Consider the following 16,023-nt stretch of genomic DNA (forward strand, 5'->3'; position numbering starts at 1 on the left):
TGCTGTTGCTGCTGTTGCTGCTGTTGCTGCTGTTGCTGCTGTTGCTGCTGTTGCTTCAGTTTCTCCTCTACAACCGACAGATTCTTTTTCGCAGCCTCAAAGTCTGGCTTCTCTTGAACAAGCTGCTTGTAGAGAGCGGCTGCGTCTTCAAGTTGGCCATTTTGAGCAAGTGCATTGGCTAAGTTGTAACGGCCATCAAGGCTTTGGTTATGAGAAAACGCTTCAATCGCGCTTTCGTAATCCCCAGCTTGGTAGCTTGCTGCGCCTTTCCAATTAGGATCAGTAAAGGTATTTTGGGCCTTTTCGTACTCACCTTTTTGATAAAGCTGTTCACCTTGTTGGTTCTGATTCAAGAACGCATTGGCTTCTGCTTTTGGTGTCCAACTCATCGGTAGCACGGTCGCAACCAGTACCCAAATCATGCCTCGACGGAAGAGTAGGGCTGCAGGAATCAACAGCAGAGGTAGCAACCAGAAACCACCGTTCAAGCGAGAGTCGGTTTTCACGTCTTCACTTTGCTTGGCAGCAAGGTTGTTACTCGCGTTATTAGTAAACGCGGCAATGTTCTCGACATCACGGTTATTGTGTTGAATTGGCACAAATAATCCGCCGGTCTCTTTGGCTAACTTCTGTAAGTTTTTCAGGTTAGTCTTCGCTACCACTGTGTTGCCTTGTCGACTCTTCATCAAAGAACCATCCGGAAGAGCAATTGGCGCACCAGTTGATGTTCCGATAGCGAGTACTGACACACGAATGTCTTTACCGTTTAGTAACGCTAATGAGCGAGATAGTTCGGAGTCATCCAAATCATCTGCCAGCACGACGATGTCACCTTGATTTACGCCCGCCTGAGTAAACTGACCAAGCGCGGTTTCAATCGCTGATGGTAAGTTGGAGCCTTGATACGGCATTAACTCAGGAGACAAGTTTTCGATGATGCCAGCGAGTGTGCTGGAGTCAGTCGTCAGTGGACTTAACGTATAAGCATCGCCCGCGTACGCGACCAAACCTGTTGAACCTTCTTTCCATTTCGGCAATAAATCCAACGCTTTATAGCGGGTTTGTGACAGGCGATTTGGCTTCACATCCGTTGCGTACATAGAGCGCGACATATCCAGAACTAACACTCGGTTTTGGCTTAGTTCAAAGCTTGGGCGAGTGTTGGATTGCCAACTTGGACCTGCTAGAGCAATACAAGCGATCGCCCATGCTAATCCCCAAATGGCGAAGTAGTGCTTGGTTTTCACTGAATGACCAAGCATTTTGGCTAAATGGGGCGCAATCAACGATGACTTTTTGGTTCTGTATTGGCTGTTAATCGCAAGAACGACAGGGATGACGAGCAAACCCAACAACCAATAAGGATTTAGAAAAGTAAACTCAGCCATGTTTTCTCCTTAGAACAAACAGGAACACGGAAAGCACAAGTGCAGCGCCTAGTGGGTAAGGGAACCATTCCGACTGAGGACGCCAAGTTTGCGTATCGCTAGAAACTGGCTCTAGTTGATTAATGGTGTCGTAGATCGTTTCGAGTTCTTTAGCATCACGAGCTCGGAAGTATTTACCACCAGTCATCTCTGCAATCTTGGTCAGCGTTTGCTCATCAAGATCTGAGGCGGTATTGACCTTGCGCGTCATGAAGAAGTCTTTCACCATCATTTCACCAGCGCCCACACCTACGGTGTAGATGGTTGCGTTGTACTTTTTAGCGATTTCAGCGGCTTCAAGCGGATCAAGGACACCAGCAGTATTGCTACCATCACTGAGCAAGATCATCACGCGTTGTGGTGCGTCACTGTCTACAAAGGTTTTAGTGCCTAAGCCGATACCATCACCAATCGCGGTGCGCTGGCCAACCAAGCCAATGACGGTTTGATTGATCTGTTGCATTACGGTTTTACGGTCAGCGGTCAGCGGCGTTTGCAGATAAGCATTATCACCAAATAGAACCACACCCAAGCGGTCGCCTTGGCGTTTTTCTACGAAATCAGATAAGACTCTTTTGACGGCGGTTAAACGGTCTATGTATTCACCGTTGTCGTTCATGTCTTCTTTCTGCATAGAGCCAGATAAGTCGACCACTAACATCATGTCACGGTATTTCGGTTGGAACTCAACCGGATCGCCATACCAAACCGGTCGAGCACAAGCGACAACTAACAGAGCCCATACGCCAATAGACAGGTATTTTTGTACGACCTGTTTTGGTTTGTTGCTGTGTTTGTTGTCTGGCAGGTACGCCAGCTTAATTTCAGCTTGCTGAGTCTCTTCAGGGAAGAACTTATAAATCAGCCAAGGTAGGGGCAGTAACAATAATGCCCACCACCAGACAAACTCAATGTTCAACCACTGAGAGAGGCTCGAAACGAGAGTTGCCTCAGTCACGAGTTTTTGCCTTTTTCTTTGGTGGCAATGCGGTCGCAATCCAGTATGCACAATCATCAATCAGATCTTGATGCTGTTCGTGACCTGATTTTTGATACAGCGCCGCTTGCCACTGTTGTTGTTTATCGACAAATCGAGTTTCTTTGGTGTAACTATCAAGAAACTCGTACCAAGCAGAACCTGTTAATGGCGCGATTTCTTCACGAGGGAAGTAACTCAAAGCCGCTTGACGAAGAACCTCTAATGCAGAAGACGGTGTGTGTGGTGTGATCGGATTGGTCAACAATTTCAATGCGGTCTTCTTGGCAACAAGACGCTTTGTACGCCATCTTAAGTACAGTACGACGATTAAGATGGAGAGAATTACACCGCCCAGAACAGCCCACCATCCCCAAGCAAGTGGGAACCAATCTGGTGCATTTGGCAGGATTAAAGGTTCAAGGTTTAGGCTTTGATTATTCGTTGTCATTATTATTACTACTGCTTGAATGATTTGTATGTTGTTGCTTTGATTAGCTTAACTGCTGAACCAACGGTAACCCGCTCGACAGACTGTTAAATGGAATCGCCATCGAATGACACTGCTGTTTGATGGCTTGCTGATGCTTAACGAAGTGAGATTCCAACGCTTGGCGCTGTCCTTTCGAACCGAAATTAAACCACTGACTTCGATGACCATCGGATGCTTTCGCTTGGCCTCGGAAGTCGGTTTCGCCTCGCTCTAGAGGATCATAAAACTGTACTGCACGAACGCTGTTGTGTTGCTTTAATCGACGCAGTTGAATCAGCTCTTTCTCCTCCACTAGAGCAAAATCACTCAGCAGAATAAGCTCACTGCCTTTCGGCGTCAGGTTGTGTAGCGTTTCAATTGCGCTCATGTATGGCAACGTGCGTGTTCTGTCAGCTTGTTGATTCGTAATTAATTGATTGTGAGTATTCACTATCGCGTCAAGAATTCTCAGCCCTTGCTTTTGTAAAGAAGAAGGGCGGAACTCAATACACTGGGAACCATCATCTATCACCGCGCCAATTCGGTCTTTCTTAGCTAATGTCAGCCAAATCAAGACGCTAGCGAAGTGTGCCATTTGAACTGACTTCAATACATATTGCGATCCAAAGTGCATGCTTGGGCTCAAGTCGATGTACAAGATCACCGCTTGCTCTTTGTCTTCAGCAAACAACTTGGTGTGCGCTTTTCTCGTTCGAGCCGTGACTCGCCAATCGATGCTGCGAATGTCATCACCCGCTTGGTATTGGCGCACTTCCATGAAGTCCATACCACGACCTTTTTGACGGCTGGTATGGTTACCGCTCATTTGCGACCAAATACTCTGTGCTGGTGGCAGCCAACGAACCGATTGAGTGCGATATTGAAGCAGCTCTTCAAGGGTTAATGTCACCCCATTCGCATGAGGTGGCAATGCATATGATGCAGACATGTCACCTACCTACGTTATGCGCTACCTACAAGGTTAAGAAGCTTGTCGATAACCTGATTTGCTGTAATGCCTTCTGCTTGAGCGTGGTAGCTAAGCAGCAGACGATGGCGTAGTACAGGGTAAGCCATGGCTTGAACATCTTCTGGTGAGACGAAATCACGACCTGCCAGCCACGCATGAGCGCGAGCACAACGGTCAAGCGCAATCGTCGCACGTGGACTCACACCCATAGATAGCCATTTCGCAAGCTCTGAGTCGTAATCGCTTGGCTGTCGAGTCGCCATCACAAGACGAACGATGTATTGCTCGATTGCGTCTGCCATGTGGATGTTGAGCACTTCTTTGCGTGCGGTGAAGATGTCTTCTTGGCTCAAGCTTGGGCGCTCAATCGTCGCTTCGCCTTTTGCCTCACCACGGTTGATGCGCAAGATCGCCAGTTCATGCTCTGCATCTGGGTAATCTACATCAAGGTGCAGCAAGAAACGGTCAAGCTGCGCTTCTGGCAGCGGGTAAGTTCCCTCTTGCTCGATTGGGTTTTGCGTTGCCATCACCAAGAATAGCTCTGGGAGTGCGTATGTGTTTCGTCCTGCTGTCACTTGCTTCTCAGCCATTGCTTCAAGCATTGCGGCTTGCACTTTAGCTGGCGCACGGTTGATCTCATCAGCAAGGATCAGTGAGTTGAAAATAGGACCAGACTGGAAGGTAAATTCGCCCGTTTCTGGACGGAAGATATCGGTACCCGTCAAGTCCGCTGGCAGTAAGTCTGGTGTGAACTGAATACGGTGGAAATCACCCTCTACACAATCCGATAGAGATTTCACCGCACGGGTCTTAGCCAATCCTGGAGGGCCTTCAACCAAGATATGCCCATCGGCAAGTAGAGCAATGAGAAGCTGTTTAACGAGATCATGCTGACCAATGATCTGAGACTCTAAGTAGCTTTGAAGAGTTTCGAAGTTTGTTTTGTGCATTTTTTGGACTCTCTGGTATCCATATGATTCTTGTTTTGAGTATTGGTCACTTCTTCTAAGGGAAAAGTTCCAGTACGCACATGCAATTTATCTTTTCAATATTGGGTTATTGCTATGTTTTACAAGGTCATGACAATGACTTAGGGCTACGGAAAGCCCTAACCTTAACAAGTGCTCATAGTGCGTGTTTCAATGTCAGCCAAAAATTGTCGTCTTCGTCAGCATTTAATGAAACTGTCGCCTCTTTTGTGATGTTGTGTCCAACCTGTGTCACTAACTCAAACAAACGAATTTTCTTACCACTCAAGCTGTAGGTGTATTGAGGCACTAAATTGACAAACCAATCGTCACTCATTTGCCAGCGAAAAAAGCTATACAAGGTAACGATAGGCGTTGTTGGGAAAAGGGTATCTCGTACTTGCTTGTCGTCTGTCCAAGTTGAGCCATATAACACAGCAGGGTTGATACGAATGGTCTCTGAAATGGGAATGATTTGAATGGCTCCAATGGAAGCTCTGTTGATTGGTAATAGACCCGCGTTGTTCCGTTGAGCGTCAACAAATACGCCGTACCAGACGACTTATAAATAGAAAAGTGGCGTAAGTGTACGGTTTCAAAATCATCTTTGAACTGCAGGAAACTATTATGCCCAAAGTGACTATCGGGACGATTAAAACTTAGCTGACCGATGGCACCATAGCCATTGGTTCCTGAACGAAAGCCAACAAATGAGCTAAGTGCGGTTGGATCATCAAGTTCATCGCGCTGCTCAGAGCGGTTGGTTGGGGAGGCATACACTGTTGCAACTAAAGAAATGAACAGCAGTAGGCACAGTAGCTTTAATATCATGGCTACCTCGATATCTGTCGTTAATGAGTGGTGAGATGGCAGGGAGGGGAGCCCTGCCATCTGGGTTGACGTGCTTGGCGATCAGTCCTGTGGACAGGGGAACATCAGTTCGAAATTGTTTGTCGTGGTGTAAAAGGTTCTTGGATAGTACTCTTTCATCACGGGTGCGATGTCTTTGTCTTGCTGAATGTTCTGGATAGCGTGCTTGAACTTCGGTGAGGCGAGCATGTGTCGAATTTGAACAATGGATGCGTCTTCATCAATGATGCCATCGCCATCGTCCGCCATAGGTAGCCAGCCAATGCCACATTGAGCAAATGCGTTACGCGGTCTATCTGATGCGCGGCTTACTGCAATGGTGTAATACCCGTCTTTGTCTACAGGAATATGTTCATCATACAAACAGTCATTCACTTTTGTAACGGCAAAGCCTTTATTTGAACAAACGGACCAGTAGCGAACCTCGCCTCCTTCCATCTCTTTGTTGCCGTGAAACGTCTTTGGTGCGGTCGGTGCTTTGGCGCGAAAAACAAATACTGGTCCATGTTTACGGTTAACAACGGTTCTTATGTAATTGTTGTCCAAGTTTGGATAAAAACCGCCGGAACTGCGTCGAGCTTCTGGATTTATCTTGCCTGTGTAAATGCCAAGTAGGCTTTCTCTGTCTAACTGTATATGCCATGTGGCGGGGTTGGTTGCAGGGAAGCCAGCAGGCTTGTTGGGTTGAGTAACCAACTTACGATACTTCTCAACCGGAATGCCCAGAGCATTGAGTTGCGCTTTTAAAGGCTGGCTGCTACTAAGAGCGTCACACGCCTCAGGTCCACGGAGCTCTTTTCCTGAAGCGAGCGTAACGACGGGTTCAGGTAGGGCTGTGTTGCCTGTGCCATCCGTGTTTTCGTCTTTTGCGTAGATACGGTAAATCAGTACTTGTTGATTGGATGCTGATTTTGGTGTGTGAAGGGCGTCTGTTTCAAAACCTTCGCGCATTTGACCTGCGGTGTAGTCGCTTTGTGGCTCTGAATCAAGCACCTTTACTTGATAACTTCTGAATACGCTATCTCGCTGGTTTCCATTTCTAAAAGGGTTCACGCTGCTTTTATTCGGTTTAATCATGTAGTCTGGGAGAGACTGAACTGGCCTGCCACGGTCATCATAGCTGATCAGTGACATGTAGCGAGAGTGGGGGAATTGCCCCTCCAATCTTAGTTTTGCACCCTCTGGCACGGTAAAGGCCGCTCCCCAATATTTTACTGCTGCGTCAGGATAGGCCACATTGATGTAGGGATCGGCGGACACTGGACCATAACGGAAGAAACAGGTTCTTTCTCCAGGAATTCCCTCAAACGTGTCATTTGCGACGGCCGTTGTTGTCCAAACTGCACTGCTTATTAATGCTGCTACGATGGAGCCATGACGGACCCATCGGTTTAGTGTTGTTACGCATGGCATTTGCATTATTGAATCCTCGTTCCACAACCTTGTGGTTTGTCTCTCGTATTTTTATGGGATTAATTGTTAATCTTGTTGTAACAATTGATTAACAACTTATCAGAGGTAGGATTGGAACAATGTCTAAAATCTTACAATCTCAATTTAGCCATTGGGCTGAGAGGGAAGAGCAGTATTCGCAAGTTGAGCTGCTACTTAAGAATGATCCTACCTTGGCGAAGCTAAATGACAGCGCGATTGAAGAAATGGCAAAGTCGGCAAAAGTTGAAGCATATAAGGTCCCAACGTTGTTGAACTCTGCCCACACGTCGGTTGATACCATGCGGCTGGTTGTGGCTGGTCATATAGAGTTAGTGAGTTGCAGTGCCAGTGGTGAAGAAGCGTGCATTGCAATACTGGGACCGGGAAGTTGGTTAACTTGGTTGGGGTGCTTTGAAGATGCGCCGACAAACCATGATTTCTACTCTTCATCTGATGCGGTAACCATTGCTATTCCGGTTAAGAAGATGCGTGATATCGCACAGCGTTACCCTCAGCTGTATCAAATTGCTATTCATGAAATCAGCTTTCGCTTCAGGCTTTTAATGGAGTGGACGACGGAGTCTGTTTTGCTAAAAAACGAATTCAGAGTCGCGAAGTTGTTGTCTCTTGTTAGCCGCTTAAATGCACCACATGGTGAGCACACTCCGATTGTGTACACGCAAGATAAACTGGCCCACCTTTCACGATGTACGCGGCAAACATTGAGCCGTTCGCTGCAGCAACTTGTTAAGCAAGGCATCATTACTATCGGTTATCGTCGTATTGAGATAGTCGACGATGAAAAGCTCAGTGCGTTCATTCTTGAGGGGATGCCAGATTGAGCATAGTTATCTGGTGATGATCGTCACATTAAGGAGTTAAATTATCTTACTAAACAATCTATTACATTGGGTTTGCATAAAGTTGTGAGAATTTTCTCTAGTTTTGTCAGATAAGGCCGATAAAAGTGTCATGCTGTGCATAGTAAATTTATATGCGCAAGGTTGTATTTATTCAGAATGCAGATAACTAGTGATTCTTTTAAAGGTCCAGATATGTTGAAACTTAGCTCTTTGAGTATCAAACAAAAGGTTGTACTCGGTATTACATTTGCAGTGCTTGCATCAACGATTATTGTAGGGGTGATGGCACAGCGTCATGCGCGAGACGTATTAAGTCATCGCCTTATTGATATTGAATTGCCTGCGATGTTGCAGCAAATCAATACGGAGATTGACCGTGAAGTTGTACAGATGCAGCAAGCGGCGAAACAGTTGGCGACCAATGAATTTGTTGTTGAAGCACTATCGACGACAGACCGTAACCCAACAGTCGAAGCGCAATTAGTTCGCCAACTAAATAACGTAAAGTCCCAATACCAGTTGAACGATGCTTCTGTCGCGAACAGACAAAGTGCTTATTACTGGAATCAAAACGGTTTCCTGCGTCAGCTTAATCGCTCGCAAGATGCTTGGTTCTTTGGATTCACCTCTTCTGGCCAAGATACGTCTGTAAGCGTATTTCAAGAGGCAAATGGCGACGTAAAAATGTTCGCGAACTACCAAAACGTCAATGGCATCTCAATGTCTGGCCTGTCCAAGTCAATGGACGATATGGTTTCGTTACTAAATGGCTTTAAGATTGAGAAAACAGGCTACGTTTTTCTTACCAATAGTAAAGGTGATATCCAGATTCATCGCCAGCAAGGTAAGAACCAAAGCTCTATCAACCAATTGTTTGGTCGTGAAGCTTCTCAGTTGCTCAACAAAAATCACTTCAATTTAGTAACGACAGAATTTGAAGGACAAGAGATGTTTGTCTCGAGCTTGTACGTGCCTTCAATGGATTGGTTTGTCGTTGGTGTTGTACCAGTAAACGAAGTATTTGCTGACCTAGATGCAACCGCCGAGAAAATGTTATTCACAACAGCGATCGTCGCGCTGATCTTCATTGCGATGGGCGTTCTTCTTGCAAACAGCATTACCAACCCAATTCGCCAAATTGCTGACCGCTTCACTGATCTTGGCGAAGGTGAGGGTGATCTGGCTCAACGAATTGAAATCAAAGGCAACGATGAGATCGCTCAACTTTCTAAAGGCTTTAACGGCTTTATTGAGAAGATCCATGCAACCATGAAGGAAGTGTCGCTAACCAGTGGTGCTTTAAGCCAAGCGGCAGACAGTGTTTCAAATAAAGCAACGTCTACGCATGATAATAGCCAAGAGCAACGTGACCAGACGATTCAGGTAGTGACGGCCATTAACCAGATGGGTGCAACGATCAGCGAGATTGCTTCAAACGCAGCAACCGCAGCTGATACGGCAAACCAAGCGTCTGATAATACGCAGACTGGCCGCCAAGTGGTGACGCAAGCAAAAGAAGTGATTAGCCGCCTTGCTGGTGATGTGGAAACGACAAGCATGGTAGTGACCCAGCTTGCAACAACCACCAAAGATATTGGTTCTATTCTGGATGTGATTCGCGATATCTCTGAGCAAACCAACTTACTTGCGTTGAACGCAGCGATCGAAGCGGCTCGCGCGGGTGAGCAAGGTCGTGGCTTTGCGGTGGTAGCTGATGAAGTACGTAACTTAGCGTCACGTACGGCTGATTCGACCGAAGAGATTCAGAAGATGATTAATCAACTTCAAAGTGATGCGCAAGATGCAGTAACTGCAATGGAAGCAGGTAAAGCGGTGACGTTTGAGGGTGTGGCTTCAACTGATGAGGCTGTTGTTGTTCTAATGAATATCTCTGAACGGATTGCGGATATTTCGGATCGTAATACTCAGGTTGCAACGGCAACAGAAGAGCAATCGACAGTGGTTCATACCATCAACCAGAACATCGAAGAGATTAATGCGATCAATGAGATGACGACAGCGACAGCAGAAGAACTTGCTGGTGCAAGTCGAGATCTCCAAGAATTATCATCTCGCCTAGATAAGATGGTTGGTAGCTTCAAGCTGTAGAGTTGGATAGAATAGACCTAGTTTACAAGTTTAACGACTCGATATTTAGGTAAGTACTATGAATGATTTCGAAAAAGAACTAGCACAGATCTCGCAAGAAGCGTCTCAAGAGCCGGAAGTAAAGCTACCAACTCTTGAAGAGCAGAAGCAAATTGCGGCAGAGCTCAAGAAGTTAGAAGCTGAAGGAAAACTGACTCCGGAAATCCTTGAGCAATACTTTGGTAAGTTCAATCAGAAAAATTCAGTGCCAGTGCATTAATAAAGGGGGAGTTTGATACTCCCTTTTTAATACCTATCCATTTCCTCACACCTTTTATCTACATACCAATCAATAATTTAGTCTTTGCTACTACTTTTTTTCATACTTGACAATAGTGCCTCTCTAACTAAATCTATGCCTTATTTCACTCAAAATGACTAAAGGGCATCGATCAAGATGGAGAATCAAAATACAAGGAAAGTGATCTTAATAACGGAGGACAGCTTACAGTCTTCACTGTTAAAAGATGTGCTAGAGACTAAGCTCAACATCAATGTTCAGTTGATCTCTCCTGAAAAGCTCGATACTCAGCCTGAATCGGTCAGTTCAATCTCTGCGATATTGTTGGATTACAGTGTGATATCAGACGAGGTCTTCTCTCGTTACATGGAGTTTAAAAAAACGGATCTCAAAGACACGATAGAAGTTCTTATTAACTGCGATAAATCGATTACAACGGAAGAGTTGTTTGTTTGGCAATCATTGGCTGGCATCTTCTACACTTCTGACGACATCAGTATGTTACAAGCTGGAATAGGAAAAGTATTACAGGGTGATATGTGGTTTAGCCGTAAGTTTTCTCAGCAATATATCACGCATTTACGTCGACACAGCAGACCACTTAATAAGACCGTTCCCGCAATTTTGACCAAAAGAGAACAGCAAATCATTACCTTTTTATCTATGGGGGCTTCGAATCAACAGATCGCTGAGCAGTTATTTGTGAGTGAAAATACTGTCAAAACTCATCTCCATAATATCTTTAAGAAGATTGATGTGAAAAACAGAGTGCAAGCATTAATTTGGGCAAAAGAGAATATGTCGGACCTCTCTATTGCCGTATAATTAGTGTGTTTATTACAATGGGTTTCATATTATTTGCGACTCATTGCAAATATAAAATTTCAGATTTAAAAAAGTGTTTCTTTTATGAGAAACACTTTTTTTGTTTCTGATCTTGATCAAATTACAATTTAAAAAAGTAGCAAATAACTCTACTCTATCGGCTAGCACTTAGATATGAGCTTAAATACTTATAACTAGTTATTAATCTAGAGCATTTAGTCAGTAAAGTATGAGAAAGATTATGGAACAGCATAAAGAAAAACCTGAAATCCTAATGATCACTCAGCAAAGTTTACAGAGTGAAAACTTCAAGGAGATTCTTTCTAGGAATACCGGAACAAAAATTACAATTATCGATAACAAGAATGTGAGCTACCACGAGCTCATTCCTGAAAAGTACTTCCTATTGGTTGATTTCTCAGTAGAAACACCTTCCGATACCTTAGTTTATTTAAAGGATAATGAGAAAGTGTTAGGAACGATCATGCTCAACTTAGGTCACGATTTAGATGCGTCTGAATTGGCCTCTTGGCCTCACGTTAAAGGTATATTTGGGCCTAATGATTCGATGGAAAAACTTTGCCAAGGATTAAGTGCGATTATTTCTGGAGAAAATTGGCTGTCTCGTCGTTTGCTTGATCAATTGGTTAATTACTACAAAGGAAAAGAGGTACACCACGTTGTGGAGCCTGCGATAGAGGTAGAGTTGACCAGAAGAGAGGTTCAAGTTTTACAGATGCTAAAAGAGGGGGGCTCGAATATGGAGATTGCTGATTCATTATTTATTAGCGAGCACACTATAAAATCTCATCTTTACAATATCTTTAGAAAGATTGAGGTTAAAAATCGAACACAAGCCACTAGTTGGGCAAAAAGAAACTTGTAGTACTAGATTTAACCTTATGTTTTCAATGTCTTTTATATCTAAAAGTACCAGTTTTTAAAGTGCTAATAATATTGTTAGTTTGAAATATCAATCCATATTCAAACTTGTTCCTATGCTTTTGTTTATTAGACTTCCCGGTGTCTGCAGGAAGTTAATTCAGACGTGAAAAGGTCTATTCAAATATAAAGCCAAGAGGGACATACAATGAGCACAAATGACACATATCTCGGTGATGCGGGCGAAAATCACGAAATCGCTGATTTCGATGGTGGTAACGATGTATTCATCGGTTTCGGTGGTAATGATTCATTCGTCGGTGGCGGCGGTGATGACTTTGTTGTTGGTGGGGCAGGCAATGACCGTCTAACAGGCGGTGCAGGTGATGATATTTTGATGGCTGGCACAGGTAATGATTACCTAGGTGGCGGCACTGGAAGCGATTTGCTACTTGGTCTGTTAGGTGACAACAAACTTAACGGTGGTGTTGGCGAGGATCTGCTTGTTGCTGGTTCAGGCGATAACATCTTGATCGGTGGTTCAGGCGCAGACAAGTTTATTTTCACGGATAAATTTGAAGGTCATGGTGAAGCTAAAGTGGTTGATTTCACAATCGGCGAAGATTCTTTGCACATCATCAGTGACTCTGTCACATCATTCTCTGATTTAACCATTAGCTACGACGCTAAAGGTAATGCTGTCTTTACTGATGGCGCAGATCTGACTGTCAAATTGATTGGTGTTACGCAAGAAGACATCAATACCTATGGCAGCGACTTGTTCATCATTTAAGTCATTCTATTAGGCGCTAGCGGGTCTAGCGCCTAAATATAAAAATATGTGGAAGTAATCGTGCAAAATACGGTTTTCAAAGAAGTTAAACAAAAACTATGCACGCTGACGGGCCTGCTGATTGGTTTTAGTTTATTTATAAATTTATTAGTGCTCTCTATCCCTCTGTACATGTTGCAAGTGTACAACCGCGTTATCTCTTCCTACTCAATTGATACCCTCTTTTTATTGACAGTGATTGTTCTGGCTGCGCTTTTAACTATGTCGCTGATTGATATCGCGCGAGCTCAGATGAGTAAGTCATTTGGGTATTGGATTGATTCAAAACTTTCGGTATTTATGCTCAAACGAAGCATTCAGTACCAAACACACACGGGCAAAAGCTATACATCTCAGGTGTTGAGAGATATCCAAAACATTAAAAGCTTTCTCAGTAGCCAAGCGCCTTATCCTTTGCTTGATGCACCTTGGACCCCGGTTTTTATACTTTTCGTTTATTTGCTGCACCCTGTTTTGGGCCATATTGCGTTAGGGGGCTCAATTGCTTTGTTTAGTTTGGGCGTGATCAATGAGCTTGTGACCCGAAAAACCATGCAAGAAAGTGAAGTTCGATCGATATCTCACATCAATCAAGCAGAAGTGGCGACTCAAAACGCGAATTCAATTATGGCTATGGGCATGATGAATGCTTTTCTGGAAAGCTGGTACTCACGTGTTAATAAGTCTAATCAACTGGAACAAAGTGTTACTGGTAAGTCGATTTACCTTGCTAACTTTTCGAAGTTCGTACGCGGCTCCCTTCAGATATGCTTATTAGGTGGTGGTGCTTGGTTGGTCATCCAACATGAGATTACCGCAGGTGCGATGATCGCCAGTTCTATTCTAATGAGTCGCGCACTCTCTCCGATGGAGCAAGCGATCGGTACATGGCGCAGCGCGATGTCTGCCAGAAATGCTTACAAGCGTTTATGGGAGATTGATCGGATTGTTAAGCAAGATGAATCTGACATGCCTTTGCCTCGTCCAAAAGGTCACTTTGAACTGACGGGGTTAGCTTATCGTCATCCTGGAGCATCGGAACCTGTTTTATCAGCGATATCACTGTCGATTCCGCCAGGTGTTTCTGTGGGCGTTATTGGTCCTTCTGGAACGGGAAAGTCAACGTTTGCAAGACTACTACTCGGAAATATCAAACCTTTGGCTGGCAAGGTCACCTTAGATGGTATGGAAGTATCAACGTGGGCTTCAGAAGACAGAGGTTCTCACTTTGGTTATTTAGCGCAGGAAGTGGAGTTATTCCCCGGAACAATTCGAGACAATATTGCACGATTCAAAGATGAAGACCCGGCAAAAGTGATTCAAGCTGCTCAACTTGCAGGGTGTCATGAACTTATTCTTAAGAAAAACAAAGGCTATGACTTTACCATTGGGGAAAATGGCCGCGGCTTATCCGGTGGAGAGCGACAACGCATTGCTCTGGCAAGAGCCGTTTACGGTGACCCTTCTGTTGTCGTGTTTGATGAAGCAAACGCGAACCTAGATGGAGAAGGTGAGGCGTCATATCAACGTTTAATAGCACACCTCAAGTCTCAAGGCTCAACAGTGGTTGTGATTGCTCATAACCCAAGTACGTTAAGGCAAATGGATCGACTTCTGTATTTAGCTGACGGACGAGCTAAGTTATACGGAGCGCGAGACGAAGTGTTGAAGCGTTTGATGGGAGAAGATAGAACAGATATACCGAGGGTGCGAAATGAGCAATCAACTGCCAACCGTTAATGAACTTGCAGCAGAAAAAGTATTCCGCTTTTTGCCTTCTTCGGAGCTTCACTTGAAAGGGCCGATTTTATTAGGTGTCTTAACGCTAAGCCTGTTTCTGGGAGGGTTAGGTTATTGGGCTGCCACGGCGAAACTGGAGAGTGCTGCTATTGCTTACGGTGATCTATCGGTATTAAGTAAGCGTCAGGAAATCCAACACTTGGAAGGTGGCATTATTGAAAAGCTCTATGTTCAAGAGGGCGACTTAGTGGAGAAAGGGCAATTGCTCCTTCGGCTTTCAAAGCACCAAGCCAATGCGAAACTCGACTCTCTTGGCGGTCAGTATATTCATACGATCGCTAAAGAAAACCGTTTGAATGCGGAGTTAGATGAGCTACCGGACATCAACTGGGCTCGTGACCTTGAGACCATTCAAAATGGAGAAATTGTCGCCGAGGCCAAGTTGGTCCAAAGCAAGATTTTCGAGGCTAGGAAACGCTTTTTTGACAGCAAGTTAAACATCATTGCGCAAAGTATATCTGGCGCAAATTTAGAGCTGGATAACCTCAGTGAAACGAAAGTCATTGAACGTGAACGCTTGAAGTTTATTGAAGAAGAGATAGCCAGTAATCAAGCGTTGGTACAGAAAGGTTTCTCCGGAAAGTCGGCGTTACTTCAGCTCAAACGTCTCGCCGCAGAAGTGCGTAGCACGTTGAGTCAACTTGATCGCCAGTCGCTCACCGTTAGTAAGCGGCTAGATGAAAACCAAGCAAAGATCGAAGAGCTAAAGCTAGAGCGACTCAATGAAATTGTCGAGGAGTTACGCAATACCAAGAAAGAGCTCGTCTCTATTCGGGAGGAGTACCGTTCGGCAAAAGACATTGTTGCACGTACCGACATTGTCGCTCCTATTTCGGGCAGGGTCGTCAATATGCAGGTCTTTACTGAAAAAGGTGTCATTGGTTCGGGAGAGACGTTGCTTGAGCTGGTTCCTCAAGATGACAAGCTGCTGGTGGAGGCTCGCGTGAGTCCCCAAGACATCGATTTAATTACACCGGGGCAACATGCTCAAGTTCGTTTAACGGCTTTGAATGCGAGAACACTTGCGCCCTTGGATGGTACAGTGTTAACGATTTCAGCAGATAAACTGTCTGAACAGAACCAAGATGACTTTTATCTTGCTCGCATCGCTTTGTCTCAAGAGGACGTCGCAAAGCATAGGTTGACATCAGGTATGAATGCAGAGGTACTGATTTTATCTGAACCAAGGACACCGCTCAGTTATTTGGTTAAACCATTAACGGAAAGTATGAATCGCGCATTCCGAGAAGATTGATGGATAACTTCTGTTTGAAATCTCACCACAGTGTTCACGCAAATAAATAATCCATTACGC

Annotated in this window: 16 protein-coding genes; 8 read left to right on the top strand and 8 right to left on the bottom strand. The window is 44.7% G+C overall.

Going from position 1 to position 16,023, the window contains the following annotated elements:
* From GXP65_RS01505 to GXP65_RS01535, 8 genes are all read right to left on the bottom strand, one after another.
* A partial coding sequence (locus GXP65_RS01505; RefSeq protein WP_162091818.1) for a VWA domain-containing protein occupies positions 1 to 1,388 on the bottom strand: 1,388 nt, incomplete at its 3' end.
* Positions 1,381 to 2,385 (bottom strand): VWA domain-containing protein, encoded by a 1,005-nt coding sequence (locus tag GXP65_RS01510; protein ID WP_162091819.1) that lies wholly within the window; start codon positions 2,383 to 2,385, stop codon positions 1,381 to 1,383. The genes GXP65_RS01510 and GXP65_RS01505, both read right to left, overlap by 8 nt.
* Positions 2,378 to 2,854 (bottom strand): DUF4381 domain-containing protein, encoded by a 477-nt coding sequence (locus GXP65_RS01515; protein WP_005432148.1) that lies wholly within the window; start codon positions 2,852 to 2,854, stop codon positions 2,378 to 2,380. Before GXP65_RS01515 ends, GXP65_RS01510 begins: the two co-directional genes overlap by 8 nt.
* A gap of 43 nt (positions 2,855 to 2,897) precedes the next feature.
* Complete coding sequence (locus GXP65_RS01520; RefSeq protein WP_162091820.1) at positions 2,898 to 3,824, bottom strand: DUF58 domain-containing protein; 927 nt, start codon at positions 3,822 to 3,824, stop codon at positions 2,898 to 2,900.
* A 14-nt stretch (positions 3,825 to 3,838) separates the two neighbouring features.
* Entirely contained in the window at positions 3,839 to 4,795 is a 957-nt protein-coding gene (locus GXP65_RS01525) for a MoxR family ATPase (protein WP_005432145.1), read from the bottom strand.
* Positions 4,796 to 4,970: 175 nt separating this feature from the next.
* Positions 4,971 to 5,150: a hypothetical protein gene (locus GXP65_RS25170; RefSeq protein WP_045457415.1), complete on the bottom strand. Its 180-nt coding sequence runs from the start codon at positions 5,148 to 5,150 to the stop codon at positions 4,971 to 4,973.
* Positions 5,147 to 5,644 (bottom strand): hypothetical protein, encoded by a 498-nt coding sequence (locus GXP65_RS01530; RefSeq protein WP_240334925.1) that lies wholly within the window; start codon positions 5,642 to 5,644, stop codon positions 5,147 to 5,149. Before GXP65_RS01530 ends, GXP65_RS25170 begins: the two co-directional genes overlap by 4 nt.
* Positions 5,645 to 5,725: 81 nt before the next feature.
* Positions 5,726 to 7,102 carry a hypothetical protein gene (locus tag GXP65_RS01535; RefSeq protein WP_162091821.1) on the bottom strand — a complete coding sequence of 459 codons (1,377 nt, stop codon included), beginning with the start codon at positions 7,100 to 7,102 and terminating at the stop codon, positions 5,726 to 5,728.
* A 113-nt stretch (positions 7,103 to 7,215) separates the two neighbouring features.
* On the opposite strand from GXP65_RS01535, the gene GXP65_RS01540 reads away from it, so the two are divergent.
* From GXP65_RS01540 to GXP65_RS01575, 8 genes are all read left to right on the top strand, one after another.
* Positions 7,216 to 7,959 (top strand): Crp/Fnr family transcriptional regulator, encoded by a 744-nt coding sequence (locus GXP65_RS01540; RefSeq protein ID WP_144421250.1) that lies wholly within the window; start codon positions 7,216 to 7,218, stop codon positions 7,957 to 7,959.
* A gap of 213 nt (positions 7,960 to 8,172) precedes the next feature.
* On the top strand, positions 8,173 to 10,089 hold the full coding sequence (locus tag GXP65_RS01545) for a methyl-accepting chemotaxis protein (RefSeq protein ID WP_045376450.1): 1,917 nt from the start codon (positions 8,173 to 8,175) through the stop codon (positions 10,087 to 10,089).
* Between the two features lie 58 nt (positions 10,090 to 10,147).
* Positions 10,148 to 10,348 (top strand): hypothetical protein, encoded by a 201-nt coding sequence (locus GXP65_RS01550; RefSeq protein ID WP_005432140.1) that lies wholly within the window; start codon positions 10,148 to 10,150, stop codon positions 10,346 to 10,348.
* A 177-nt stretch (positions 10,349 to 10,525) separates the two neighbouring features.
* The gene (locus GXP65_RS01555) at positions 10,526 to 11,194 is read left to right on the top strand and encodes a LuxR C-terminal-related transcriptional regulator (protein ID WP_077201958.1); all 669 of its coding nucleotides are present in this window, start codon (positions 10,526 to 10,528) and stop codon (positions 11,192 to 11,194) included.
* Between the two features lie 229 nt (positions 11,195 to 11,423).
* Positions 11,424 to 12,080, top strand: a complete 657-nt coding sequence (locus tag GXP65_RS01560) for a LuxR C-terminal-related transcriptional regulator (protein ID WP_086015387.1) — start codon at positions 11,424 to 11,426, stop codon at positions 12,078 to 12,080.
* Between the two features lie 204 nt (positions 12,081 to 12,284).
* Positions 12,285 to 12,869 carry a calcium-binding protein gene (locus GXP65_RS01565; protein ID WP_005432137.1) on the top strand — a complete coding sequence of 195 codons (585 nt, stop codon included), beginning with the start codon at positions 12,285 to 12,287 and terminating at the stop codon, positions 12,867 to 12,869.
* Positions 12,870 to 12,929: 60 nt separating this feature from the next.
* Complete coding sequence (locus GXP65_RS01570) at positions 12,930 to 14,648, top strand: type I secretion system permease/ATPase (RefSeq protein WP_162091822.1); 1,719 nt, start codon at positions 12,930 to 12,932, stop codon at positions 14,646 to 14,648.
* Positions 14,623 to 15,963, top strand: coding sequence for an HlyD family type I secretion periplasmic adaptor subunit (locus GXP65_RS01575; RefSeq protein WP_050910498.1), 1,341 nt, complete (start codon positions 14,623 to 14,625; stop codon positions 15,961 to 15,963). The genes GXP65_RS01570 and GXP65_RS01575 overlap by 26 nt, the downstream gene beginning before the upstream one ends.
* Positions 15,964 to 16,023: the final 60 nt, after the last annotated feature.

Source organism: Vibrio sp. LB10LO1, from assembly GCF_010092875.1.
In the GTDB taxonomy this organism is placed as follows: domain Bacteria; phylum Pseudomonadota; class Gammaproteobacteria; order Enterobacterales; family Vibrionaceae; genus Vibrio; species Vibrio campbellii.